The sequence below is a fragment of the Ralstonia soli genome, from assembly GCF_023955655.1.
GTDB lineage: Bacteria > Pseudomonadota > Gammaproteobacteria > Burkholderiales > Burkholderiaceae > Ralstonia > Ralstonia soli.
Genome location: NZ_JAMXHT010000004.1, coordinates 592,242 through 614,966, shown reverse-complemented (window position 1 = coordinate 614,966; position 22,725 = coordinate 592,242). Strand labels below are relative to the sequence as shown.

General features: G+C 60.6%; 20 protein-coding genes, 1 tRNA gene and 1 pseudogene. 14 read left to right on the top strand and 8 right to left on the bottom strand.

Translation table 11 applies throughout. From position 1 onward, the window contains the following. Positions 1 to 595: 595 nt before the first annotated feature. Both NG900_RS13110 and NG900_RS13105 read left to right on the top strand, forming a co-directional pair. Positions 596 to 793, top strand: a pseudogene (locus tag NG900_RS13110) (thymidine phosphorylase); the annotation flags it as partial. A 109-nt stretch (positions 794 to 902) separates the two neighbouring features. Then, positions 903 to 1,271, top strand: coding sequence for a hypothetical protein (locus NG900_RS13105; protein ID WP_252680845.1), 369 nt, complete (start codon positions 903 to 905; stop codon positions 1,269 to 1,271). 148 nt (positions 1,272 to 1,419) lie between these two features. Here the strand turns inward: NG900_RS13105 and NG900_RS13100 are convergent, their stop codons facing one another. Continuing rightward, positions 1,420 to 2,475, bottom strand: a complete 1,056-nt coding sequence (locus NG900_RS13100) for a tyrosine-type recombinase/integrase (RefSeq protein ID WP_252680843.1) — start codon at positions 2,473 to 2,475, stop codon at positions 1,420 to 1,422. A gap of 90 nt (positions 2,476 to 2,565) precedes the next feature. On the opposite strand from NG900_RS13100, the gene dusA reads away from it, so the two are divergent. Together dusA and NG900_RS13090 are read left to right on the top strand one after the other, a co-directional pair. Continuing rightward, the gene (gene dusA, locus NG900_RS13095; RefSeq protein ID WP_315862370.1) at positions 2,566 to 3,621 is read left to right on the top strand and encodes a tRNA dihydrouridine(20/20a) synthase DusA; all 1,056 of its coding nucleotides are present in this window, start codon (positions 2,566 to 2,568) and stop codon (positions 3,619 to 3,621) included. An 86-nt stretch (positions 3,622 to 3,707) separates the two neighbouring features. Further along, a tRNA-His gene (locus tag NG900_RS13090) sits at positions 3,708 to 3,783 on the top strand. A gap of 25 nt (positions 3,784 to 3,808) precedes the next feature. Here NG900_RS13090 and NG900_RS13085 read toward each other — a convergent pair. From NG900_RS13085 to NG900_RS13075, 3 genes are all read right to left on the bottom strand, one after another. Then, positions 3,809 to 4,129 (bottom strand): site-specific integrase, encoded by a 321-nt coding sequence (locus tag NG900_RS13085; protein ID WP_252680840.1) that lies wholly within the window; start codon positions 4,127 to 4,129, stop codon positions 3,809 to 3,811. Beyond that, positions 4,048 to 4,401: an Arm DNA-binding domain-containing protein gene (locus NG900_RS13080; RefSeq protein ID WP_252680948.1), complete on the bottom strand. Its 354-nt coding sequence runs from the start codon at positions 4,399 to 4,401 to the stop codon at positions 4,048 to 4,050. The genes NG900_RS13085 and NG900_RS13080 overlap by 82 nt, the downstream gene beginning before the upstream one ends. A 184-nt stretch (positions 4,402 to 4,585) precedes the next feature. Further along, entirely contained in the window at positions 4,586 to 5,974 is a 1,389-nt protein-coding gene (locus NG900_RS13075) for an aminotransferase-like domain-containing protein (protein WP_252680838.1), read from the bottom strand. A 305-nt stretch (positions 5,975 to 6,279) separates the two neighbouring features. Between NG900_RS13075 and cyoA the strand changes: the two genes are divergently transcribed. The 6 genes from cyoA to NG900_RS13045 all read left to right on the top strand — a co-directional run bounded on the left by cyoA (position 6,280) and on the right by NG900_RS13045 (position 12,517). Next, positions 6,280 to 7,170, top strand: a complete 891-nt coding sequence (gene cyoA, locus NG900_RS13070) for a ubiquinol oxidase subunit II (RefSeq protein ID WP_252680836.1) — start codon at positions 6,280 to 6,282, stop codon at positions 7,168 to 7,170. A 3-nt stretch (positions 7,171 to 7,173) separates the two neighbouring features. Then, entirely contained in the window at positions 7,174 to 9,150 is a 1,977-nt protein-coding gene (gene cyoB, locus NG900_RS13065) for a cytochrome o ubiquinol oxidase subunit I (protein WP_252680834.1), read from the top strand. Between the two features lie 2 nt (positions 9,151 to 9,152). After that, the gene (gene cyoC, locus NG900_RS13060; protein WP_252680831.1) at positions 9,153 to 9,797 is read left to right on the top strand and encodes a cytochrome o ubiquinol oxidase subunit III; all 645 of its coding nucleotides are present in this window, start codon (positions 9,153 to 9,155) and stop codon (positions 9,795 to 9,797) included. Beyond that, complete coding sequence (gene cyoD, locus NG900_RS13055) at positions 9,794 to 10,201, top strand: cytochrome o ubiquinol oxidase subunit IV (RefSeq protein WP_252680829.1); 408 nt, start codon at positions 9,794 to 9,796, stop codon at positions 10,199 to 10,201. Before cyoC ends, cyoD begins: the two co-directional genes overlap by 4 nt. A 148-nt stretch (positions 10,202 to 10,349) precedes the next feature. Next, positions 10,350 to 12,140, top strand: a complete 1,791-nt coding sequence (locus tag NG900_RS13050) for a nitrite/sulfite reductase (protein ID WP_252680827.1) — start codon at positions 10,350 to 10,352, stop codon at positions 12,138 to 12,140. Then, positions 12,137 to 12,517: a DUF934 domain-containing protein gene (locus NG900_RS13045; RefSeq protein ID WP_252680825.1), complete on the top strand. Its 381-nt coding sequence runs from the start codon at positions 12,137 to 12,139 to the stop codon at positions 12,515 to 12,517. Before NG900_RS13050 ends, NG900_RS13045 begins: the two co-directional genes overlap by 4 nt. A 783-nt stretch (positions 12,518 to 13,300) precedes the next feature. Here the strand turns inward: NG900_RS13045 and NG900_RS13040 are convergent. Then, positions 13,301 to 13,891, bottom strand: a complete 591-nt coding sequence (locus NG900_RS13040) for a cysteine hydrolase family protein (protein ID WP_252680822.1) — start codon at positions 13,889 to 13,891, stop codon at positions 13,301 to 13,303. Between the two features lie 58 nt (positions 13,892 to 13,949). Then, the gene (locus NG900_RS13035) at positions 13,950 to 14,834 is read right to left on the bottom strand and encodes a LysR family transcriptional regulator (protein WP_252680820.1); all 885 of its coding nucleotides are present in this window, start codon (positions 14,832 to 14,834) and stop codon (positions 13,950 to 13,952) included. A 39-nt stretch (positions 14,835 to 14,873) separates the two neighbouring features. Between NG900_RS13035 and NG900_RS13030 the strand changes: the two genes are divergently transcribed. The 4 genes from NG900_RS13030 (at position 14,874) to NG900_RS13020 (ending at position 20,009) form a co-directional block, all read left to right on the top strand. Continuing rightward, positions 14,874 to 16,499, top strand: a complete 1,626-nt coding sequence (locus NG900_RS13030; protein ID WP_252680818.1) for an amidase — start codon at positions 14,874 to 14,876, stop codon at positions 16,497 to 16,499. 18 nt (positions 16,500 to 16,517) lie between these two features. After that, on the top strand, positions 16,518 to 17,984 hold the full coding sequence (locus NG900_RS13025; protein ID WP_252680816.1) for a short-chain fatty acid transporter: 1,467 nt from the start codon (positions 16,518 to 16,520) through the stop codon (positions 17,982 to 17,984). 441 nt (positions 17,985 to 18,425) lie between these two features. Beyond that, positions 18,426 to 18,560, top strand: coding sequence for a hypothetical protein (locus tag NG900_RS26615; RefSeq protein ID WP_289813775.1), 135 nt, complete (start codon positions 18,426 to 18,428; stop codon positions 18,558 to 18,560). Between the two features lie 408 nt (positions 18,561 to 18,968). Further along, a complete protein-coding gene (locus tag NG900_RS13020; RefSeq protein WP_252680814.1) occupies positions 18,969 to 20,009 on the top strand; it encodes a cache domain-containing protein in 1,041 nt (346 codons plus the stop codon). 256 nt (positions 20,010 to 20,265) lie between these two features. Here the strand turns inward: NG900_RS13020 and hchA are convergent, their stop codons facing one another. Further along, a complete protein-coding gene (hchA, locus tag NG900_RS13015) occupies positions 20,266 to 21,138 on the bottom strand; it encodes a glyoxalase III HchA (RefSeq protein WP_252680812.1) in 873 nt (290 codons plus the stop codon). Positions 21,139 to 21,315: 177 nt separating this feature from the next. Then, positions 21,316 to 22,293 (bottom strand): enoyl-CoA hydratase/isomerase family protein, encoded by a 978-nt coding sequence (locus tag NG900_RS13010; protein WP_252680810.1) that lies wholly within the window; start codon positions 22,291 to 22,293, stop codon positions 21,316 to 21,318. Positions 22,294 to 22,725 lie beyond the last annotated feature (432 nt).

The window sequence follows — 22,725 nt, the reverse complement described above, 5'->3', positions numbered from 1 at the left end:
TCCCTGTTACCTCCGTTCTCTCTCGACTTTGGGGCAGGCGTTTTTTTTTGCTGAGCGGCGCGTGTAACGTCGGGTGTACCCGTCTGCGTATCGATTCAACGCGTTGGAGGGGCGCATGGCTTTTGCGCAGCCACCACTCGCAAGCATTTGGCCAGCGGCAAAGCACTAACACGCCCCGCAAGCGAAATTGTCGGCTCTGATGCAATCCAAGTGGCGGCCTTCTGTGGCCGACGCAATCACATTCATGCAAGGCTACCGGCTTCAAACGCTTGCCAAATCCCTGCGCCAAGCGCGTGGCATCACTGCGCTTGTGGAGCAGGTTGGCCAAAGCCATAGCTTGGGCTACACATCTGGCGGTTAGCTTCACAAAGCGACCAAACCGGTGTGCAATGCTGAGCTATGCGCTGTGTACGCTTGATTGTGTCGCAACGGGTATCCCACCATTGACGAGCGTTGCCTCGATTTCCCGCGCGCCAGCAGCGACTAGGCTAGCGAGCCTCGAAACCACTCGCTCCTCAGTGGAATGAGCGACGACATAGCTCAAGCTGCCGATCGCAATCCGATCTTCGTTCAGAATCGGAGCTGCTATTCCCGTTCTGCGCCCGTCGGCTGCGGGATCGGCCCGGCACTGGAAGCGCGAGACGTTCTGGCTGTCCTTCAGCGCACTCTTGCAGCGCCTTTCGACCTGCCGGATCGGTCGTTGTTGCTGGCTGCTGCACTGCTCGAGTTTTGCGGGGCGGCGGAGCCGGGAGCGGGGCTAACGGTGGTGCCTGCAGAAGCGCGCTGGACGAAACCAATGATGGTTAGTTCGTGTAGAGAGGGCGCTACATGGACCCCGGGACGAAGAACCCGAATGACGCTTCATGGCCGACAAGAGAAGGCCAAGCAGTGAATAGCGGCCGATGTTTCCCGATCTCGAAACCATCATCCAGGGCGCCCTGCGAGATGGGGAGCGATCAGAGCACGGCAATTTCATACTCAGCACAGTCAATTGCGCTAGTTCGCTAGTGGATTCGCTCCATATCTCTGGCTGCCCCTCGAACATGCGAAAAATTGCAGGTTTGATGGTCGCGTTTGCAATCTTGGCGTCCGGAGTGAGCTTGGTCTTGCGGTGGCACGGTTGTGAGGCACTCGCCGCGGCAGTGCAGGCGGCGACTCCGAAGCCGGCGCCGGGGGCGATCTGCGCCGCCGACGCACCGCATCACTTCAAAGAACCGGACAGCGTGAAGATCAGCAGCGTCAACAGGCCGATCACCCTAGAGCAATACTAGGGCGCCATCTTCGAGGTCGTCATCAACGCGAAGAACTCGTTCGGCGGCTACGTCGGCAACACGGCGTACCTGTGCCAGGTGGCACCAGATCGCTCGCGCGTCTCGAACTTTTTGGGAGTCGACAGTCGACGCGCGCGGCTGGCCGGAGTCAGGCACTCGGTAACGGACATTCATCGGCGGTCGCGCCCGGGAACATCGCGTGGAGGTCGCGTGCGCGCAACTGTGTATAGCGCTGAAGTTGCTTCCAGTCGCGGTGCCCGCTCACGATAGCCACCTGTTCGATTCGGTAACCTGCCTCGAACAATCGTGACACGCCCTCGTGGCGGAGGTCGTGGAATCGTAGGTCTTCGATGCCGAGGGCTGCGCAGGCGCGCGGGAACAGTGAAGAGAATGTTGCTTCTTTGTAGGGGAAGATGCAGTCGCTCCCGCGCGGCTGGCGCTGAACGATGTCCCATGCGTCACCGAGCAGAGGCACCGTCTGGTGGTTGCCGATCTTCTCGGACGGGTCTTTGCGGTCGCGGATGACTACGGTGCGATCCGTCTCGTCGATGTCAGCCCAACGGATGCGGGTGATCTCGCCAGCGCGCATCGCCGAGGCGATAGCGAAGCGGATGATGTCTGACATCGGCACCCGCTGACGGGCTTTGTCGTCGAACCAGTTGCAGATGGCGTCGACCTCGTCAGGGGTAGGGCGGCGATCCCGGCGCCGGGACTTGCCGATCAAGCCAAGGAAGCGCAGGTTTTTCCGCGCTGCCTTCACTGGACTTTCCCGCAACGGGAGTTTCCAGAGGCTCCGGGCCATCTCCAGCACGCCGTCGAGATATGTGAACTCCATCGCCACGGTGACTCCGCCGGCGCCCATTGCGCTCCGCCGCTTGGCATAATCTATGACTGCGGCTTCATTCAGTTGCGCGAGGGACGTGGTGCCGAGGTGGCGCTTGAGCATGTCCAGTGCTCCGGCTTTGCTTCTCCCGATCGGGCGGTGCTTGCCGATCTCTTCCTCGTACTGCTCGATGAGCTTTCGGACGGTGATGTCGTTGAGGCGCCGCCCGTCGGAGAACTCGCCAGCCTCCAGGTCGGCCTCCACTTGGTGGGCCCACTTTTCCGCGAGCGTCTTCTTCGTGAAGGTCCGGGTGATTGCCGCGTGGCCTTTGCGCCGGATTTGGGCGCGCCACTTGTCGCCGACCTTGATGATGGATGCCATGATCGCACTCCCCCTCGTAGCAAATCCGTAGCACTGGTAGCGCAGACGAGGGTAGTTTAACGTAAATTTCAGTAAAAGTACGTCCAAGCCGTGAGCCACGAAACCGTTGATACACAAGGAAAAACCGCTGCTACAAGCCCTCGTCGTCTCAGTGTAGCGCCGATGATGGACTGGACGGACCGCCACTGCCGCTATTTCCACCGCCAGATCTCACACCACACCTGGCTCTACACGGAAATGGTGACCACCGGCGCGCTGCTGCACGGCGACGTGCCGCGCCACCTCGATTTCGACGAGGTCGAGCACCCCGTGGCGCTGCAGCTGGGCGGCAGCGAGCCCGACGATCTGGCCCAGGCCGCGCGCCTCGGCCAGCAATGGGGCTACAAGGAGATCAACCTCAACTGCGGCTGCCCGTCTGAGCGCGTGCAGCGCGGCGCGTTCGGCGCATGCCTGATGGCCGAGCCCAAGCTCGTCGCGCAGGGCGTCAAGGCGATGCGCGATGCGGTGTCGATCCCGGTTACGGTCAAGCACCGCATCGGCATCGACGCCATCGAGACGTATGACTTCGTGCGCGATTTCGTCGGCACCATCGCCGAGGCGGGCTGCGAAACGTTTATCGTCCACGCGCGCAACGCCATCCTGAAGGGCTTGAGCCCGAAGGAAAACCGCGAAATTCCGCCGCTGCGCTACGAAGTCGTCTACCAGCTCAAGCGCGATTTTCCGCATCTGGAAATCCTGCTCAACGGCGGCGTGCAGACGCTGGAGCAGATCGACACGCATCTGGCGCACATCGACGGCGTGATGATCGGCCGCGAGGCGTATCACCATCCACACCTGATGGCGACGTTCGATGCGCGGTATTACGGCGTGAACACCGAGGCTCCGACGCGTGCCGAGGTGGAAGACGCGATGATCGCCTACGTTGGCCGCTGGGTAGAGCGGGGCGGTTACGCCGGCGCGGCGGTGCGCCACATGCTCGGGCTGTACCGCGGCGTGGCGGGCGCGCGCGGGTGGCGGCGCGTGCTGTCGGATTCCAAAGCGCTCGCCCAGGTCAAGACACTGGCCGATGCCCACACGCTGTTCGACGAGGCTCGGATGCACCTGCGGCGCGGCGAAGAATCGGGGGAAGAGGCGGTCGCTGCATAATTTGCGCTACCCCCTAGTCACACTGAAAGAATGTTTGTATAATCTCGGTTTTCGCCGATCAGTCACCTCTGACTGATCAGACGACGGTGGCTGTAGCTCAGTTGGTAGAGTCCAGGATTGTGATTCCTGTCGTCGTGGGTTCGAGTCCCATCAGCCACCCCAAAGAATTTCCTTAAAAAACAGGCGCTTAGGCGCCTGTTTTTGTCTCTCGGGGAAGAATCGGGGAAGAAAACGCCGATTCCAGCCGTGACATCTCCAGATCATCCTGCCCGCCATCGATCCACTTGGCGTACGTTCGCAGGAACATTTCCACGCTGTGTCCCAGTTGCTTGGCGCAAAACGCTGGCGTCATTCCGGCCATCAGCATCGCCGTGGCGTAGGTGTGCCGCATGTTGTACGGGCGGCGATAGCGGATACCGAGCAGCTTCAATGCCGGTGTCCAATAGCTACGACGAAATGCGCGCTCGTCCACCCAGGCAGTGTTGTAGCGTGGGTCTTCGAACACCACACCATTGCCGGCGGAGGTGTGTTGATGTTGGCGCTGAAGCGCTGCGCGTGCAACCAAGTATCAAGTTGACTGGCCACGTCATGTGTCGATGCGGCAGCGCTGGTCGGGAAGTATTCAGCGAGCGAAAAAGTGCCATGTCGAATACGGTCCCGAATTTCGATCGCCAAGCGGTTCGCACATTTAACGTTAACCGGCGTTGGGGCAAGCGGCTTCCCGCTCAGCATCAATGTGTGCTTTTGCGGCTTGCCGTCTAGCGTAAAGGATAGCCGGATGCTACTTGCGCGAACTTCTACACCTATATCTCTCGCATCGCAAACTGCATTTGAGCGGAGGAGTTCCGGTCGCTACTGGACGGAGGCGTTCAGTCCAAAGAGCTATGGCGGCGACATGCTTTGCGCGGACCCATTCCCGGCGCCCTGTGCTCAGAAGGTGATATGGCGATACAGCCTTTCTGAGTCAGACGACGATTTGACGGGGAGTTGGCTTGCGTTCCAATAGTGCGGCCAGCTTACGGAGCGCAAGCGAGAGCTCCGCTCGTTCTCTTGCGCCACCGAGGGAAATGCGTATTGCATTGGGCGGCGTCGGCCCGTTGTAAAAGGCGTCTGACGGCGTCACGCGCAGATCTTCCGCGAGGGCCGCTTTGGTGAGCTGTTCCGGCGACCAGTGCTCGGGAAGCGCGTGCCACACGTGAATGCCAGTGGGCGGAAGCTGCCCGATCCCGCTCAGCCATCGATTCGCGATTTCTCTGCGAGCCATGGCTTCGGTGCGTATGCCATCAAGCAACTGCTGGGCTGAGCCATCGAGGATCCATTGGGTCGATAGGGCGACGGCAATCGGCATGGACATGAGCGCGAACGAACGTAGCGCGGCAAGAAACCCGTCGTCGTGGTCGGTGCGGTCTGGCAGGAGAACATAGGCGGTGCGTAATCCCGGGCTCAGCGTTTTCGACAGCGTCGAAATGTAGTAGGTGAGCTCGGGAGCAACGCAGGCAATGGGGGAGGGCGCGTCGGTGGACAAGAGCCAATAGGGGTCGTCTTCGACAATCCGTGCGTTGTACTTTGCCGCGACGCGAGCAAGATCTTCCCGGCGCGAGATCGGCATCGTTCGCGTTGTCGGGTTCTGCATCGTCGGGTTCAGATAGATCAACCGGACGCCGCCGGCGCAAGCCGCATCCAGCTGATCTGGCAGCATCCCTGCGTCATCGGACTGGATTGCCATGACCTTGCGATCGAGTTGCTGGGCTGCCGAGCGCAGGCCGGGATACGAAAGCGATTCTGCCGCGATCGAGTCCCCCAGGTTTGTCAAATTTAGGATGAGCGCGGCAAGCGCTGCCTGCGCGCCAGGACAGACCACCAGTCTGGAGGTACCAACCGCACCCATCATTGGACCAAGCCACTGCGCGCCGGCCGCACGGTCCGCTGCGCTTCCGCCGCCCAGCTGGTATGTCATGAGCAGGTGTGGGTCGCTACGCAGCAAGACCTGCGATAGGCCCCGGCGCAGCAAATCAGCGAAATCGAGATTTCCCGGCGGCGGCGGAACATTCATGCTCATGTCGACGACGGCGGCGAGTTGCGCCCGGGGTGCGGCGATGAATGTACCAAGGGCGCCTTTTGCGTCGAGAAGATTGCGACGCTTCGCCTCTGCATAGGCCCTGGTCACGGTCGTCAGATCGACCCCCAGCGCCTTTGCAAGATGTCGCTGTGGCGGGACGCGATCGCCGGGCCGCAATCGACCCTCTCCAATGGCTTGCTCAATGTAGTCGACGATCTGCTGGTATCGCGTACCGCGTCCTGGTGTGATCTTCAGCATCCATTGGGGCCCCACCGGCTCGATTGCATCTTGCATGGATCTAATTCCGGAAAATTACTTTCTTGTATGGGTTTTGTATTCGTCTAGCATGCCAGACATCGTTGAAGGAATCCATACATCGCGGTGTCCGCGTAGAGCAAAGCGCCAGCCGCGAATAAGCGGAAGCGCTGTGGCTGCGCCTAGATGAAGCATCCAAGTAGGGACCTGATAACGAACAACAACTCAGGTCTCTCAAGATGAACAAACCAACCGCTTGGCGTGCAACTGAGCCCCGAAGTCGCACGCGGGTCCAAAGACGGGCATCCAGATCGTGGTGCCGGGGCGCAACAGCAGCGCTTTGCATGTTGGCCAGCACGATGATGAGCGGCTGCACGCTTGAGCTGCTGTCCCCCAAGGGCAGCGTTGGGGAGCAGGAAAAAACGCTGATCCTCGTTTCCTTGGGCGTAATGCTGCTGGTCGTGATTCCGGTCATCATGCTCACGCTGTGGTTCGCCTGGCGGTACCGCGAATCCAACACGCAAGCGACCTACGCACCCAAGTGGTCGCACTCCACGGCCATCGAAATCGTGGTGTGGGGCATTCCGTGCCTGATCGTGGCCTGTCTGGGTGTCCTGATCTGGGATACCACGCACAAACTCGATCCGTACCAGCCGCTGGCCTCGCAAGTCGAGCCGGTGGAGGTGGACGTCATCGCCCTGAACTGGAAATGGCTGTTCATCTATCCGCAGTACGGCGTGGCCTCGCTCAACGAGCTAGCCATCCCGGCCGGCACGCCCATCAACTTCCGACTGACCTCGGAGTCGATGATGAACGCGTTCTTTGTTCCGCAGCTGGGCAGCATGGTCTACACAATGGCGGGCATGCGTACGCGCTTGCATCTGATCGCCGATCACCCGGGTGTCTATCTGGGGCAATCAGCCGCCTATAGCGGTGCAGGTTTCTCGGATATGCATTTCAAGACCATCGCGACGCCGCGCGCGGAGTTCGATGCGTGGGTGCGCCAAGCCAAGGCCTCCGGCCATGTGCTGGACCGGAAGGCGTATCGCACGCTCGAGCAACCCAGCAGCAAGGACCCGGTCACGCTGTATGCGGCCGTGGCGCCGCGCCTGTTTGATGGCGTGGTCGACAAGTACATGCTGGCCAGCGACCAGATCTGCCGCACCGATGGGCCCGAAGTCCTGCTGGCCGCAAAGCCCGCCCAGGCCGTATCCACCGCACGCACGGAGCAATAAGCCATGCTCGGAAAACTCAATCTTGAAGCGATCCCGTTGCACGAGCCCATCATCATGGGCGTGCTGGCTGTCGTATTGCTCGGTGGCGCGGCCCTTGTGGCGGCCCTGACCTATTTCGGCAAGTGGAAGTACTTGTGGACCGAGTGGATCTGCTCGGTCGACCACAAGAAGATCGGCGTGATGTACATCATCATGGCACTGGTCATGCTGCTGCGCGGCTTTGCCGACGCCATCATGATGCGGGCACAGCAGGCCATTGCCTACGGCGACGCCGCCGGCTATCTGCCACCACATCACTACGACCAGATCTTCACCGCGCATGGCGTGATCATGATTTTCTTTGTCGCCACGCCGCTGGTGCTGGGGTTGATGAACGTGATCGTGCCCCTGCAGATTGGCGCGCGCGACGTAGCATTCCCGTTCGTCAACTCGCTCAGCTTCTGGCTGTCCGCCATGGGGGCAGTGCTGGTGATGCTGTCGATGTTTGTTGGCGACTTTGCGGCGACCGGATGGGTGGCATATCCGCCGTTGTCGGAGTTGGGTTACAGCCCAACACCCGGGGTCGACTACTACATCTGGTCATTGCAGATATCGGGGCTCGGAACCACGCTTACCGGCATCAACTTTATTGTCACGATCCTGCGCATGCGTGCGCCGGGCATGAACCTGATGAAGATGCCGGTGTTCACCTGGACGGCACTGATCACCAATATCCTCATTGTGGCGATTTTCCCGGTGCTGACTGCAACGCTTGCGCTGCTGACGGCCGACCGCATGCTTGGCATGCACTTCTTCACCAATGAGCTGGGTGGCAACGCCATGATGTATGTGAACCTGATCTGGGTCTGGGGCCACCCTGAGGTTTACGTACTGATCCTGCCAGCTTTCGGTGCGTTTTCCGAGATCATCGCGACCTTCTCGCGCAAGCCATTGTTCGGCTACAAGTCGATGGTGTACGCCACCTCATCGATTGGTGTGCTGTCGTTCTTCGTGTGGTTGCATCACTTCTTCACGATGGGCTCGGGCGCCAACGTCAACGCCTTCTTCGGCATCATGACGTCGATCATCTCGATCCCCACTGGGGTGAAGCTGTTCAACTGGCTGTTCACGATGTATCGCGGCCGAATCCGCTACCACTCGTCGACGCTGTGGACCATTGGCTTCATGGTGACCTTCGCCGTGGGTGGCATGACGGGCGTGCTGCTGGCTGTGCCAGGCGCCGACTTTGTGCTGCACAACAGCCTGTTCCTGGTAGCGCATTTCCATAACGTGATCATCGGCGGCGTGTTGTTCGGCTGCCTGGCCGCGATCAGCTTTTGGTTCCCAAAGGTGTTCGGTTTTACGCTCAATGAGCGCTGGGGAAAAATCTCTTTCTGGTGCTGGCTGGTGGGCTTCTTCCTGGCCTTCATGCCGCTCTATGTGCTCGGCTTCAAGGGCATGACGCGCCGGATGAACCATTACGCCAATGTCGATTGGCATCCGTATCTGGTGGTGGCGCTGCTGGGCGCGTGCGTGATCGCTATGGGCATCCTGGCCATGCTGGTGCAGTTCTGGGTGAGCATCCGAGACCGCCATCAGAACCGGGATCTCACCGGCGACCCGTGGGACGGCCGCAGCCTGGAGTGGTCTACCGCCTCGCCTGCGCCGTTCTACAACTTTGCACTGGTGCCGCACATCACCTCGCTAGAACAGCACTGGGAGGACAAGGAAAACGGCCGCGCCGGGCTGCAACCGGCACGCTACGAAGACATCCATATGCCGCGCAACACGGGTGCTGGCTTCGTGGTCTCGTGCTTCGGCCTGCTGCTGTGCTTTGCCGTGATCTGGCACATGTGGGCGATTGCCGTGGCGGGCTTGGCCGGGGCCATCGCAACTTTCATCCTGCGCAGCTACGACCGCAACACCGATTACTACGTACTGGCCGCTGAGGTTGAGCGCATCGAGCGCGCCCGCTACGTCCAACTGAAAAACGCTGCCTGACCATGACTGCTTCGCTAGCCCCCAACCTTGGCGCGGCCGGGCACGCCGCTGCCGGCGCGCATGACCACGCGCACAACCACGCCCATCACGATGCTAGTACCAACACCACGTTGGGTTTCTGGCTGTACCTGATGAGTGACTGCCTGATCTTCGCGGTGCTCTTCGCCACCTTCGGCGTACTGTCGGACAACACCGCCGGTGGCCCCGGTGGCCGCCAGCTGTTCGAGCTTCCGTTCGTCTTTAGCGAGACCATGCTGCTGCTTGTGAGCAGCTACACCTTCGGCATGGCGATGCTCGACCAGCGTGAATCGGCCAACCGCCGCCTGATCGGGTGGCTTCTGGTGACGTTTGCTCTGGGTGCGGCTTTTATCGCTATGGAGCTGTACGAGTTTGGGCACCTGCTGCACGAGGGCGCCGGCCCCGGCAGGAGCGCTTATCTGTCGGCGTTTTTCACGCTGGTGGGCACGCACGGCCTGCACGTGTCATTCGGGCTGCTGTGGATTCTGGTGATGATCCACCAGGTGCATAAGTTCGGCCTTGACGGAGTGACACGCCGCCGCTTGGCATGCCTGAGCCTGTTCTGGCACTTCCTGGATCTGGTCTGGATTTGCGTGTTCACCTTCGTCTACTTGCGGGAGTTCGCATGAACGCCTCTGAACTGAATGTTGGCCACACAGGCCAAAGCGCGCAGCACGCGCAACATTACGCCGGCGGTACGGAGCACGGTTCCGTGCGCAGCTATAGCAAAGGGCTGTTGCTATCCGTTGCCATGACTGCTGCGGCATTCGGCATTGTCATGAGTGGTGCGCTGTCGTCGGCTGCAACCATGGCGGTGATCGTCGGGCTGTGCGTGGCGCAACTGCTGGTGCAGCTCGTGTATTTCCTGCACCTGGGCTTCGGTACGGGCCAGCGTGGCAACGCAGGCATCTTCATCTGCACGGCGCTGGTGATCGCGATCGTGGTGGCCGGATCGCTGTGGGTAATGCGCAATGCCAACCTCAACATGATGCCAACCGACATGTCAGTCGAGCGGGCCCGCGCCAAAGACTGATGCGCTGTGAGCCGGTGCCTGCATAGCGATCAGGCGACGAGATAAGCGTCGACACAGTCCGCGCTGATGAAGGATACAAGCCCCTCGTCTCTCGCATTCTTCCCGTGCGTTTGCCATCCAGGCAAGCGCAAACCGTATGGCGGCCACCATGTACGAATACAACGAGTTTGATAAAGCGTTCCTGCGTAGCCGTGCGGCGCAGTTCCGAGACCAGATCGAGCGGTGGCAGCGTGGCGAATTGACCGAAGATGCGTTCCGCCCGTTGCGCCTTCAGAATGGTTGGTATGTTCAGCGGCATGCGCCGATGCTGCGCGTGGCTGTGCCCTACGGCGAAATCTCAAGCGCTCAGTTGCGTGTCATTGCGCGCATCGCACGCGATTTCGATAAGCCTGAGCCAGAGGTTCTTGATGCCGCCCTTGATGCTCAGCGCAAGCTTGGTACAACTCAACTGCCGACCCAGAACGCACATTTCACCACGCGCACGAACATCCAGTTCAACTGGATTCCCTTGTCTAAGGCGGCGGACGTGATGGATCTGCTGGCAACGGAAAACATGCACGGCATCCAGACCAGTGGCAACTGCATTCGCAACATCTCGTGCGATGAACGTGCCGGGGTCGCTCCCGACGAGATAGTCGATCCGCGTCCGTTTGCCGAAATCATGCGGCAATGGACGACGTTGCATCCAGAGTTCTCTTTCCTGCCCCGCAAGTTCAAGATCGCAATAAGCGGGGCGAGCGATGACCGTGCCGCCACGGCTTGGCATGACGTTGGCCTGCAGCTGTGCAAGAGCGACGGGGGCGAGGTGGGTTTCCGGGTCATCGTCGGCGGAGGCATGGGCCGTACACCGACGATCGGGACGGTATTCCGGGAATTCCTACCGTGGCAGCACATCATGAATTATCTGGAAGCGGTTGTACGTGTCTACAACCGCTTCGGTCGCCGGGACAACAAATACAAGGCCCGGATCAAGATTCTGGTCAAGGCCGAGGGGCAGCGTTACCTTGACGAAGTCGAGGAGGAGTTCAGACAGATCGTTGAGATCGATGGCGGTCCCCATACGATCCCACAAGCGGAGTTCGATCGCGTCAGCGCGTACTTCGTTGCCCCCGCGACGCCGGCCTCAGAGGCGGCCAAGCTTTCCGGCACCATCGCTGCGCTCAACGCGGCGGCGCGCAACAACATTGCGTTTGCACGCTGGCTGGAACGGAACGTTGCAAGCCACAAGGATCCTGCGTTCAGGATCGTGACGCTATCGTTCAAGCGTTCGCTCCAGGCTCCCGGAGACGCTTCAGCGGAGCAACTGGAACATGTGGCCGAGCTGATCGATCGATTCTCATGTGGGGAAGCCCGGATTACCCATGCGCAGAACATTGCACTGCCATGGGTGCGCGTCTGTGACCTTGAAGCGTTGTGGAAGGCGGCAACCCGGGCGGGGCTCGCGAGTGCAAACGTGAAGCTGCTGACCGACATGATTGCATGCCCGGGCGGAGATTTTTGCTCCTTGGCAAATGCACGCTCACTATCTGTCGCAAAAGCGATTGCGGATCGATATCAGGACTTGGACGAGTTGAACGACCTTGGCGAGATCGACCTGCATATCAGTGGTTGCATCAACTCATGCGGGCATCACCATAGCGGGCACATCGGAATCCTCGGCGTCGATAAGGACGGCAAGGAGTGGTACCAGGTCACCTTGGGCGGCTCCGATGGTTCTGCTGCAAGCGGTCCGGCGCGAGCAGGGAAGGTGATCGGTCCCGCGTTTAGCGCAGACGAAGTGCCAGATGTTGTCGAGGCGATTCTCGAAACCTATGTAGGCCTGCGCACCGCTAAACAGGTACGCGTGGAGCGCTTGAACGAAACGTTGCAGCGTGTCGGCTTAGAACCGTTCAAGGCTGCGGCGAATCGAGTGCGAGGCACTGCGGAGGCGATCGGATGAATCGGATCAAGCTGCTGACAGAGGAGCAACATCTCGGCGAAGCCAGGGATGGCATCGTCACCCTGGCCAATGATGTCGACCCGATGGAGGTGCAGGCGTTGATCAGCGCAGCGCGTTGCGTCGAATTGCATTTTCCGCAGTTCACGGACGGCCGCGCGCTTAGTCAGGCGTACCTGATACGGCGAAGGCTGCGATTCGAGGCAGACGTGCGTGCGATCGGCGAAATTCTGGTGGACCAACTTTTTCAGCTCGAACGCATGGGCTTTTCCAGCGCTGTTCTGCCTTCTGGGATTGCTCCAGACGCTGCAAGTCTCCACTTAGATCGCTTTCCCTCTTTCTATCAGGCGGATATTTTGCGCGCTGCCCCGTTTGCATGAGTCCTGCTTGTAGCCGTGCACGTATCGAATCACGATGCCGTGTTCTGCAAGCAACTGAGGGAAACGGGGAGGGGAAAGCGCTGAGCCAGCTCCTTTTTAGGAGGTGGCGCGAGCCAAGCGGTGGGGTGGTCGCAATGGACTATGGAAGGACCGGCATGTGATGGGAGCTCAACTGTTCCAACCATCCGCTGCGTACCGCATGCCGGGTGGTGCAGGATAGGGACACGCCGTGAGGCCCGGCCTCTGCCGATTTAAGGGGTTTTTACGGTTAGCTGAGTCTTTCGTTCCCGAAGTGTTGGCGACGACCTTGTCGCCATCGTTCGAGGGGAGTGGGACGAGTGGGGCGTTGTGGCTGGCCGGTTTTGACCGACTTGGCCATCCCATCGCCGCGTGCGTTGGTTAGCATGCAGAGCGATTTCCAACACCGACATGAATCCCAATACCGCTCCGCGTCGCCTCGTCGCAGGGGCGTGTCACGGAAATTTGAGTGTCCGCCGGCACTGCCGTTTCATTGCTGCCGTCACCGCAAGCAAACAATTGCGCCACCGCTGAGACGGCCGCGCACCGCACCACCACGGAATTCCGCTATGCTTTGCTCATTTTCTTCTACTTGTGGCGTTGCGCGCAGCAAGAAGTCGCTTGTCTGACTTGCGTCCAACGGACAGCGCGAGCCCGCTTAGGACTCGCGAGATTGAATAGATCTAAACCGTTGCATTCGACCATGGCCGCTGGTTGCGTCAGTGGCTCCCGATAGTTAAGGTTTTGGGTGGGAATTGCCATTTTTTACGCCTGCGCGGTCCCCATGATTACCTGTACCAATTGGCTGCCTTCGGGCGTACTCCAATTGCCTGCAAGCTCGGCGATCAACTGAATCGTCGAGGTCAGCGTGACGCCGACATGCTCCATACGGCGTAAGGCAATGTCGCCGGACATCTTGCTCCACAAGCCACTGGCATCGGCGACCACCTGGGCATCGAAGCCCTCGCCTTCACGGGGTAATGCGGCTGCTTGCGAGCCGGCTTGAGGCATCTCGCTCCATGATATCGACCAGTAACTTGGCCCCGCACTTGAGTAGATCCATGTCCTCTGGCTGGTCAAAAAAGTTGTTGTCGATCGGCGGGGAGTGTGTCGTATGCGGGGAGACCAGTCGCACATGGCTCTTGCTTTTGGGGCGCAAAGATTGATATGTGCGCTGATGCCGTGGCTCAAGCGCACGGTGCGCCCGCCGTTCTCCTGCTTGGCCGGCCGGAAGATGATCTGCAGGTCGGGCACCTCAATGTCCGGGCCGTTGCAGACAAACGCACCGGCCTCGGTGATCGCCGAGATCAGTTGACCTTCACGATGTCGCACCCATCGCCGGAATTCGCGGGCCATCCTGCGCGACGGCTGACAGGGTTTGTGGCAAGCGTAATAGGCCGGTGACACTCAAGCGCTAAGCCTGCTGCCACACGTGTTGTAGCGCGTCACGTACCGCACAGATTGCGGGCTCGTTCTCGCGCTCTTCGGGATACAGAAGTGCTAGGTTGGTCGTCGCGCTGTAGTCGCCCACGAAGACCAGTTCGCCGGCGGCCAGCGCGGTCAGGGCGAGGTTCTCTCGCATCAGCCCAATGCCTACACCCGCCGCAACCAGTTCCCGGATCATCAATTCGTGGTCGGCCAGCACCGTTTCCACTGGGGCGATGCCAGCGTGTGTGAGGATCTCGGTCAACAACTCCTGATGTGCACTGCGTGGCGTCATGCGAAGCCACGGCATCCGTGACAGTTCCAAAGGCGCCGCAGATGCTACCCGTGCCGCCCATTCCGCCGGCGCAACCAGTCGAAACGTCAGCGGCTTCAATACGAGCATGCTGGTCCCTCTGGGTGCCGAACGCGCGACCATGATCGCCGCGTCGATCTCGGAGGCCTGTAGCGCCGTCAGCAGCCAGGGTGTGCGGCCGACCTGCAGGTCGATCCGCAGAGCGGGACATTGCTGTACCAGTCGTTGAAGCAACGGGCCCACGCGGAGCATGCTCGGATCGAGCATCACGATGCCAAGGCTAAGGTTGCCTTCGATGTGTCCATGCATCGCCTTGGCGGCATGCATGAAATCGCCGAACGCCTCCAGGGCCTTCTCAGCACGGGCGAGCAGGGCCTGCCCGCATTGCGTCAGCACGACCGACGACTTCGTGCGCGTGAACAACTGCAGCCCCAGTTCCTCTTCCATTTGGCGCAGTTGTCCGCTGACCGCGGGCTGCGTTACGTGAAGCGCATCGGCCGCCCTGGTGACGTTGCCGAAGCGCGCCACCGTGATAAAGGTGCGAAGTTGCCTGATGTCCATGACCGGATCCGGTGCGCAGGTTTGCAGTGCAGCGAGCTTATGAGTGTCATCAGGAGATGTGATTTCCCCTCGATATGCACGGCCAATTATTCTGCATTCGTCCCGGCGTCACAAGCGTGCTTCCCTGCGCCGCAGGACCATGACAATAGACAGGAGACAGGCATGACCAGCAACATCGGCATCATTGATACCCCCGATACTCCGGATTCGCTCAACACGCCCGATACCCGGAGCGATGCCCTGTGCGAACTGAGCGCCACGGAGGCGGTTCGGCTACTCAGGCAGCGCGAACTCTCGCCGCTGGATCTGGTGGACGCCGCCATTGCCCGCATCGAAGCAGTTGATCCCGTCGTCAACGCGCTGCCAATCCGCTGCTTCGAGGCAGCGCGCGCCACCGCCAGACATTTCCCAAAGCCGGATGTTGCGACGTTGCAGGCACCGGGCTGGCTCGCCGGCCTGCCGATCGCCGTCAAGGACTACAACGATCTGTCCGGGGCGCCCACGACCTATGGCTCGCCGATCTACGCCGACAATGTGGCGGATCGCTCGGACCTTACGGTGGCCAACCTCGAGCAGCGGGGCGCCATTCCGATTGCCAAGTCGAATGTGCCCGAGTTTGCTGGCGCCAACACGTTCAACACCGTCTTTGGTGCAACGCGCAATCCTTGGAACATCGAGCTTTCGGCAGGCGGCTCCTCTGGGGGTTCGGCCGCAGCGCTGGCTGCCGGTATGGTCTGGCTCGCGACCGGAAATGATCTTGGGGGAAGCCTGCGCATCCCGGCCAGCTACTGCGGTGTCGTTGGCATGCGGCCCAGCGTTGGCCGTGTGCCACGCCCGGCGTCGGTGATGCCTTACGACCCGCTCTGGGTGGAAGGGCCCATGGCGCGCAGCGTTGCCGACGTGGCGCTGATGCTCGATGCCCAAGCGCATTTCGACATGCGCGATCCGCTGTCTTGGCCGGCTCCTTCTGTACCGTTTGTCCGGGCCATTTCCGAACCGAGTGCACCGGCCCGGGTCGCGTTCTCGCCAAACCTCGGTATTGGCAAGGTAGAAGCCGAGGTCGCGGCAATTTGTCGGACCGCTGCATTGCGCTTTGCCGATTTCGGTGCGGAAGTTGATGGAGCGCACCCCGATTTCACCGGCGCGTTCGAAGCGTTCCAGACCCTGCGCGCCAACCTGGTGGCAGCCGTCCGAAGCCCATTGCTGGAGCCTTACCGCGCACAGATTTGCGACGAGATCATCTGGAACATCGAGAAGGGCCTGAACCAGACCGGTGCGGACGTGGCCCGTGCCGACCGCTTGCGCGGCGAACTCTTTCTGCGTGTGGCGGCTTTCTTTGAGCAATACGACGTGCTCGCGTGCCCGACGGTCGCCGTGGCGCCGTTTCCGGTGTCGCAACGTTTCCCGACGCAGATCGATGGGGAACCGCTGGCGTCTTATATCGACTGGATGTACCTGACCTTTGTCCTGACACTGACTGGCTGCCCCGTCATATCGATCCCAGTTGGCCTGACGGCCGATGGGCGCCCGGTCGGCCTGCAACTGATGGGTCGTCCACGTGGCGACTTCCGTCTGCTTGGCGCCGCCCATCTGCTCGAGCAATCGCTTGGTATGTCTTCCCACGTTCCGCGTGGCCCGCGCATCGCGCACGGCAGCCAGGCCTAGGCAGAAGGAGATGCAGCCATGTCAGTTCATGAAAAGCTTGCCGCGGCCGCGCCTGTGCCGCAAGAGGCCGCACCGCCGGCCGACACACCAGCGCTTGAACGCCTGGCACTGCGTGTGACAGCCTGGTGCGAGAAGTGGTACCCCGATGCCTACGTGTTCGTCGCGCTGACTGTCGTTGCCGTTGCGATCGGCACGATGGCAATCGGTGCGTCGCCGGGCGCTGTGTCCGTGGCGTTCGGGAATGGGTTCTGGAGCCTGATTCCGTTCACCATGCAGATGGCGATGGTCGCCATCACCGGATACGTCATCGCCAGTTCGCCACCAATGGCGAGGCTGGTCGACCGCGCAGCCCGGGTGCCGAAGAACGGGCGCTCGGCCGTGGCCTATGTGGCCTTCGTCAGCGTGGTGGCATCGCTGCTGCACTGGGCCATCAGCCTGATTTTTGCGGGCCTGCTGGCCAAGGCGCTTGCCCGCCGCACGGAGCTGCGCATGGACTACCGCGCCGCCGGCGCCGCCGCGTATCTCGGTATCGGTGCAACCTGGGCGATGGGCCTCAGCTCGTCGGCGGCGCAACTGCAGGCGAACGCTGCCAGTATTCCAGCCAGCCTGCTTAAGATCACCGGGGTGATTCCCTTCAGCCAGACGATTTTTCTGTGGCAAAGCTTGGTGGTGACGGCTGTATTGCTGGCGGTATCAACGCTGATCGCCTACTGGACCGCACCAGCCCCGGCCCGCGCGAGGACGGCCGCCGAACTCGGTGTCGAAATCGAGCCGACGGGGATTTCCGAGTCTGTCCAGACGCGGCCAGGCGAATGGTTTGAGCACAGTCCCCTGTTGACACTTGTGCTCGTGGCATTGGGGGGAGGGTGGGTGTGGCATGAATTGTCCTCCAAGCCCTTGCTGGTGGCGATTTCTGGCCTCAATACCTACAACCTGATCTTCCTGCTGGCCGGCATGCTTCTGCATTGGAGACCGCGGAGCTTTCTCGATGCGGTTGGTAAGGCGGTACCGGCCACCACTGGCGTGCTGATCCAGTTCCCGCTCTACGGGGCTATCGCCAGCATGCTGACCACCGCGCAGGGCGCGGACGGCGCGTCGCTTTCCCACCACCTTTCAACGCTGTTTGTCAGCGTGTCATCGGGCGAAAGCTACCCGTTGATGATGGGCATCTATTCCGCGGTACTGGGCTTTTTCGTGCCATCCGGTGGTGGGAAGTGGATCATCGAAGCGCCCTATGTGATGCAGGCTGCCAACGACTTGCACGTTCATCTGGGATGGGCGGTACAAATCTACAACGCCGCCGAGGCGCTGCCGAACCTCATCAACCCGTTCTGGATGCTGCCCTTGCTCGGCATCCTGAGGTTGAAAGCCCGTGACCTAGTCGGCTTTACCTTCGCCCAGTTTCTCAGCCATACCCCTATCGTGTTGATACTGCTGTGGGCACTAGCAAGGACATTGCCATATTCCTCACCAGTCCTACCCTAGCGCACCGCCGCTTGCGCTTCCATTAGGCGGCGCAAGCAACCCCGCTTTCGTTGACCTCAGCGTCAATGTTTTACTGACAACCGGAGATGCGGTGCCCAGTCCGCCGCATGACCTGTTTGCCTTCTGCAAGCCGGAGTTGGGGTATTGTGCGCATCATCTGAACCACTTCTATTGCCAACGCAAATGTCCTCTAAGGGCCTCACGTGGCAGAGGACGGTACGCCTAACTAGAAATAAACGACAGAGGGAGACTGGTTTGTCGCCTGACATAGGCGACACCTTCCCCTCTCAAAGAAGGGGCCAGCGTAGCACCGTTTAGATGACTGGGAAAATTTGCGGGTTAAGCAAGGCCAATCGCACATGGCGGCTAAATGAATTTAGCCTGTGCGATCCCCTTGTTAGGGAGCTGCCCTAACACCCGTCAAGATGGAGAACAAAACGCATGACCGCACAACAAAAACAAAAATCAGGTCGCACCAACGACGAATACCGCTTCAAACGCACCATGCTTTTTGAGGTGGGCCTATCTCCTGTCGAATACGAGCCACTGGCCCAGGCTTGGGGCCGCTTCGGGTGACAACTCGCTGGCCCGCCATGTCCGTGCCGCCTGTTTGGCGCACCGACGTTGAATCGCCTCGTCCTTCCTGACACGGGGCCAATTCCATCCTTGCCTAAGGAGCGATCAAGCCGATGCTGGATCGCTGCCAGACCTGCTTCATGTGCGAGTTGACCTACTGTTCGCGACGCTGCAGGCAAAGTCAATGCCGGCTGCACGATGGTCTGGCCCAATATGCGCCCGCACATAGGGCATCCTGCACTCTCGCGATGCGCGACCTGACTGAGCATGCTCATGTGCCGTGCAATGGATTCGGCATCCCCGCGTCACCCCGCTTGGCACGCCTTTCGCATGGTCCCCCGCAGATCAAATCCATCCGGCTTCTGTACTGCCCATGCCGGAGCCCATTGCACCGAAAGGAGTCGCGCCATGGCAAGTGCGGAGCGCATCGTAGAACTGTCTCACCACGTTGGCCGTATCGCCGACAACAAGATTTCCGGCATTGCTGAAATCAACCGCGAAACCAAGTTTCTCGCACTGAACGCCCTGATCGAGGCCGCGCGCGCCGGAGAAACGGGCCGTACCTTCAGCGTGGTTGCCAATCAGGTCAAGCAGGTGTCGGAGCGCATTGCGGGCATTACCGGCGAGCTCACCACCGAGCTGGGCGGTTCCATCGTCGAGCTTACGCAACTGGGCGATGCCATGATCCAACAGATGCGTGGCCAGCAGGGTCAGCGTCTGGCGGACATGGCGCTCAACATGATCGACATTGTCGATCGCAATCTCTACGAACGCTCTTGTGACGTACGCTGGTGGGCTACCGACGCGGCCGTGGTCGAAGCGGTGAGCCGTCCTGACAGCAGCACGACGGCATTCGCGAGTAAGAGGCTGGGCGTCATCTTGAACAGCTACACCGTCTATTTGGACCTGTGGGTAATCGACGCCCAAGGGCGGGTGATCGCCAACGGCAGGCCACAAGCCTATCCAGATGTGCGTGGTCGGACTGTGTCAGGCGTGGACTGGTTCCGGCGCGCGTTGGCGACCACATCGGGCGAAGAGTATGTGGCGCACGACATTGCGGTCTCACGGATGCTTAACAACGCCAGCGTCGCGACCTACGCTACTGCGATCCGCTCCGAGGGCCAGGTCGATGGTGCGCCGCTTGGTGTGCTCGCGGTGTTCTTCAACTGGGAACCCCAGGCCGAGACGGTGGTAAAGAGCGTGCGAGTATCCAGCGAAGATTGGCAGCGTACGCGTTGCCTGCTCATCGACTCCAATCATCGCGTGATCGCCGCCTCAGACGGCAAAGGGCTGTTGAGCGAGATATTCCCCCTCAAGGCGGGCAATGCATCAACGGGTTGCTACCAAACATCTGACGGCACGCAAGTCGCCTTTGCGCGCACCCCTGGCTATGAGACCTATCCAGGTCTAGGTTGGTATGGCGTGATCGTGCAGCGGCCCGAAGCGTGAAAGGGTAATCGAGTGCGTTAGGCCGAAACGCTATCGCAGTCTGCCTGCCGTTGTACCGAATCCTGGCCCATTCAACTCAGGCTTTTGGAGTGCCCCCTCAGGCTGAGCCCAAAGGGGCCACACATGTAGCTCAAAGAAGTCGTGCAGCTCGGGATAAGTGAAACATCCCGCGCTGTGACCGCAGGAAAATCAATGTCTATGCGGGCAATCCCAATCAACCGCCTGACCAGACACTCGATGGCGTGAGCGCTAGCGGTCACCTGTTTTTCACGTCGTCCAGTAACGCGCGGGCAGCCAGCTTGCCAAGATTGTTGCCGGCGTAGGGACTGTCACCTGTGAGGAGCTTTCGGTCTCGCATCACGCTTCCATCAATTTTCGTGTTTGTGATCTCGATTCCCATCGCCGCAAGTTTTTCGCCGAAGGACCAGCGCAAGGGACCGGGCATATAACCCATAGCTGGCGTCTGCTTATCCAGGGCATCCGGGAATGCGCAAATGCGGTAGCCACGAAACAGATCTCCGCCATTGGGTTCGCCTACGCCGGCTGAAAGCAAGGCCGCAGGCCCGTGGCACAGCGTGACGATGAACCGATCGTTCTCCATAGCCCACTGCAGGGTTTTCTTCATGTCTGCGCTGAAGGGGAGACCCATCAGAGCACCGTGTCCGCCGGGGATGAAAACCGCAATGTAGTCTGCATCCTTGTCCAGGGTTTCAATAACGTCGGCAAGCTTGCTTGGCTCGTGAAACTTCTGCTCATACTTGGCGTAGAAGGCCTTTACCTCCTCGTCCTCAGAGGGGAACGCCCACCACTCGAACTTGACCGGATTGCCGGATAGCGTGGCAATGTCGAACTCGAAGCCTGCGCGGTCCAGGTGGTACATGGGCAGGAGCGTCTCGATGGGATGGTTGCCGGTAGAAAAGAAGGTATCGTTCCCGGTCAGCAGATAACGCTCATCCGCAGCGACAAGTAGTACCTTCCAGCGACCTCCCTTGTAAGCATCCGGGTAGTCGGCACCCGAGAGATCTGACTTTGGCGATGTGAATTGCGAGAGCGAGTAGGGGGACGGAAAGAACGCTTTACGCTCGGCTTGATCAGGCGTCGGCTGCTTGCTGTCTGTCTGGGATGTCATGATAGGTTTCCTTCTAAAGAAGAACGGTTTTAGAGCTTGGTTTCTACCGGCTGTTACTTCTATTGAGTGAGATCCCCCCAATCACGGGCGAGGCATTCCGGCGCCCTGCTTCTGCCCGCTTGTATCAGCGTCTGCGCACACATGCGGATCGCGGCTGTCCTGAGGTAGCTCGATCGCTCAATCGGCGGCCGGCAGCTTCGAAGACAGGTCGGGGAAGTGGAGTTCGCCTTCGTAGGTCTCGGCGCCGGCTGCGAGTATCGCCCTCACGCGTGCCTGTATCGATTCGTTGGCAACGCAAAGGTCGGCTTCATGTGCCTCCACCAACAACCCTTCGGAGAAGAGTGGATCGGCACCCATGTCCACCGCCTTTTTCAGATGGGCAATCGTGATAGGAGGGAAGGTCGCAATGCGGCGCGCGAGCTTGTCCACGAATGGACCCAGCTCCGCGGCGGGCAACGCGCGATTGATGTAGCCGTAGTGGTCAGCCAGTTCAGCCGAGAAATCACCACCGACCAACAGAACCTCGAGGGCGCGCGCGCGCCCCATACGCCGCGGCAGACGTTGCGTGTTGCCGCCTCCAGGGACGAGTCCGCAGACAACTTCCGGCTGCCCGAACACAGCCTTGTCGATCGCGGCGAAGCACATGTCAGCGGCCAGAGCAATCTCGCAGCCACCACCACGCGCGATGCCCTCGACCTTGGCGATCACGGCCTTGGGCATGTTGCGCAGGCGTTCGCCGAGCATCTGGGTCAGGCGGAAGGTACGCGTATTCGAGCTCGTCTTTGGCGCCGAGCCGACACGGTGCAGCCCCGAGTGCGCGATGAAAAACTTCGGTACGGCGCTCTGCAGGACGATGACGCGTACGTTCGTGTCCTGTTCCAGTTGTCGGGTCACCCGATCAAACTCATCCGACAGCACCTCGTCGAGTAGATTGAGCGGCGGGTAGTTCAACGTAACGGTGGCGACGCCGTGGTCCTGGGCGACGTGGATATGCTTGTAGTCGGCATAGTTCGCGCCGCCTCCCTGCGGCGGCGCTGAGGCTGCAGTCGTGGCTCCCACCGCAGCGCCAGCCGTAGTTGGGGCGAGCAGTGCTCCCGGTGCGACTGTTGCGGCGCCGAGGGACTGGACGAAGGAACGTCTTGAGAGATTCGACATGGTGGACTCCGTGATTGCATTCGTCTTGCGCCAGCTGGGTCAGGCTTCCTGCCGAGTTGGGTGACGCGATTGCCCTGAACCGCCCCGCTGCGGGATTCCCAGGTGCGGGATGAAAGTGACGACGTCAGGAATTTCGCCTTGGAGAGAGATTCGTCGCCGGGTTGAAGAGGCAAGCTTCACCAACACAATGATCCGTGCATCGCCGCGGCGTTTGCAAGAGACCTCCCTGAATGGGGGGGCGGGCTCCGACAGGGTCGGGCAATGCTGAGATCGGCGTTCGCTTTAGCACGCGAGCTTTCCGTGTAGCACCGACTATGCTTGGCAAGAGCGACGAAATGGCATCGTCCCGGAGCCCCCCAACGCCCCCCCTTCGACGGCATTTCATGTTCTTGTGCCTTGACGCTCGTTTCAGCGATCATTGGCTTCCGTCCT

Coding starts and splice junctions, on each gene's coding strand:
- NG900_RS26615 (WP_289813775.1), top strand. CDS start 18,426: ATGACCGCACAACAAAAACAAAAATCAGGTCGCACCAACGACGAATAC.
- hchA (WP_252680812.1), bottom strand. CDS start 21,138: ATGACATCCCAGACAGACAGCAAGCAGCCGACGCCTGATCAAGCCGAG.
- cyoD (WP_252680829.1), top strand. CDS start 9,794: ATGAACGCCTCTGAACTGAATGTTGGCCACACAGGCCAAAGCGCGCAG.
- NG900_RS13040 (WP_252680822.1), bottom strand. CDS start 13,891: ATGGCCCGCGAATTCCGGCGATGGGTGCGACATCGTGAAGGTCAACTG.
- NG900_RS13025 (WP_252680816.1), top strand. CDS start 16,518: ATGTCAGTTCATGAAAAGCTTGCCGCGGCCGCGCCTGTGCCGCAAGAG.
- cyoA (WP_252680836.1), top strand. CDS start 6,280: ATGTTGGCCAGCACGATGATGAGCGGCTGCACGCTTGAGCTGCTGTCC.
- NG900_RS13020 (WP_252680814.1), top strand. CDS start 18,969: ATGGCAAGTGCGGAGCGCATCGTAGAACTGTCTCACCACGTTGGCCGT.
- NG900_RS13035 (WP_252680820.1), bottom strand. CDS start 14,834: ATGGACATCAGGCAACTTCGCACCTTTATCACGGTGGCGCGCTTCGGC.
- NG900_RS13100 (WP_252680843.1), bottom strand. CDS start 2,475: ATGGCATCCATCATCAAGGTCGGCGACAAGTGGCGCGCCCAAATCCGG.
- NG900_RS13010 (WP_252680810.1), bottom strand. CDS start 22,293: ATGTCGAATCTCTCAAGACGTTCCTTCGTCCAGTCCCTCGGCGCCGCA.
- cyoC (WP_252680831.1), top strand. CDS start 9,153: ATGACTGCTTCGCTAGCCCCCAACCTTGGCGCGGCCGGGCACGCCGCT.
- NG900_RS13075 (WP_252680838.1), bottom strand. CDS start 5,974: ATGCAAGATGCAATCGAGCCGGTGGGGCCCCAATGGATGCTGAAGATC.
- NG900_RS13030 (WP_252680818.1), top strand. CDS start 14,874: ATGAGTGTCATCAGGAGATGTGATTTCCCCTCGATATGCACGGCCAAT.
- NG900_RS13105 (WP_252680845.1), top strand. CDS start 903: ATGTTTCCCGATCTCGAAACCATCATCCAGGGCGCCCTGCGAGATGGG.
- NG900_RS13050 (WP_252680827.1), top strand. CDS start 10,350: ATGTACGAATACAACGAGTTTGATAAAGCGTTCCTGCGTAGCCGTGCG.
- cyoB (WP_252680834.1), top strand. CDS start 7,174: ATGCTCGGAAAACTCAATCTTGAAGCGATCCCGTTGCACGAGCCCATC.
- NG900_RS13045 (WP_252680825.1), top strand. CDS start 12,137: ATGAATCGGATCAAGCTGCTGACAGAGGAGCAACATCTCGGCGAAGCC.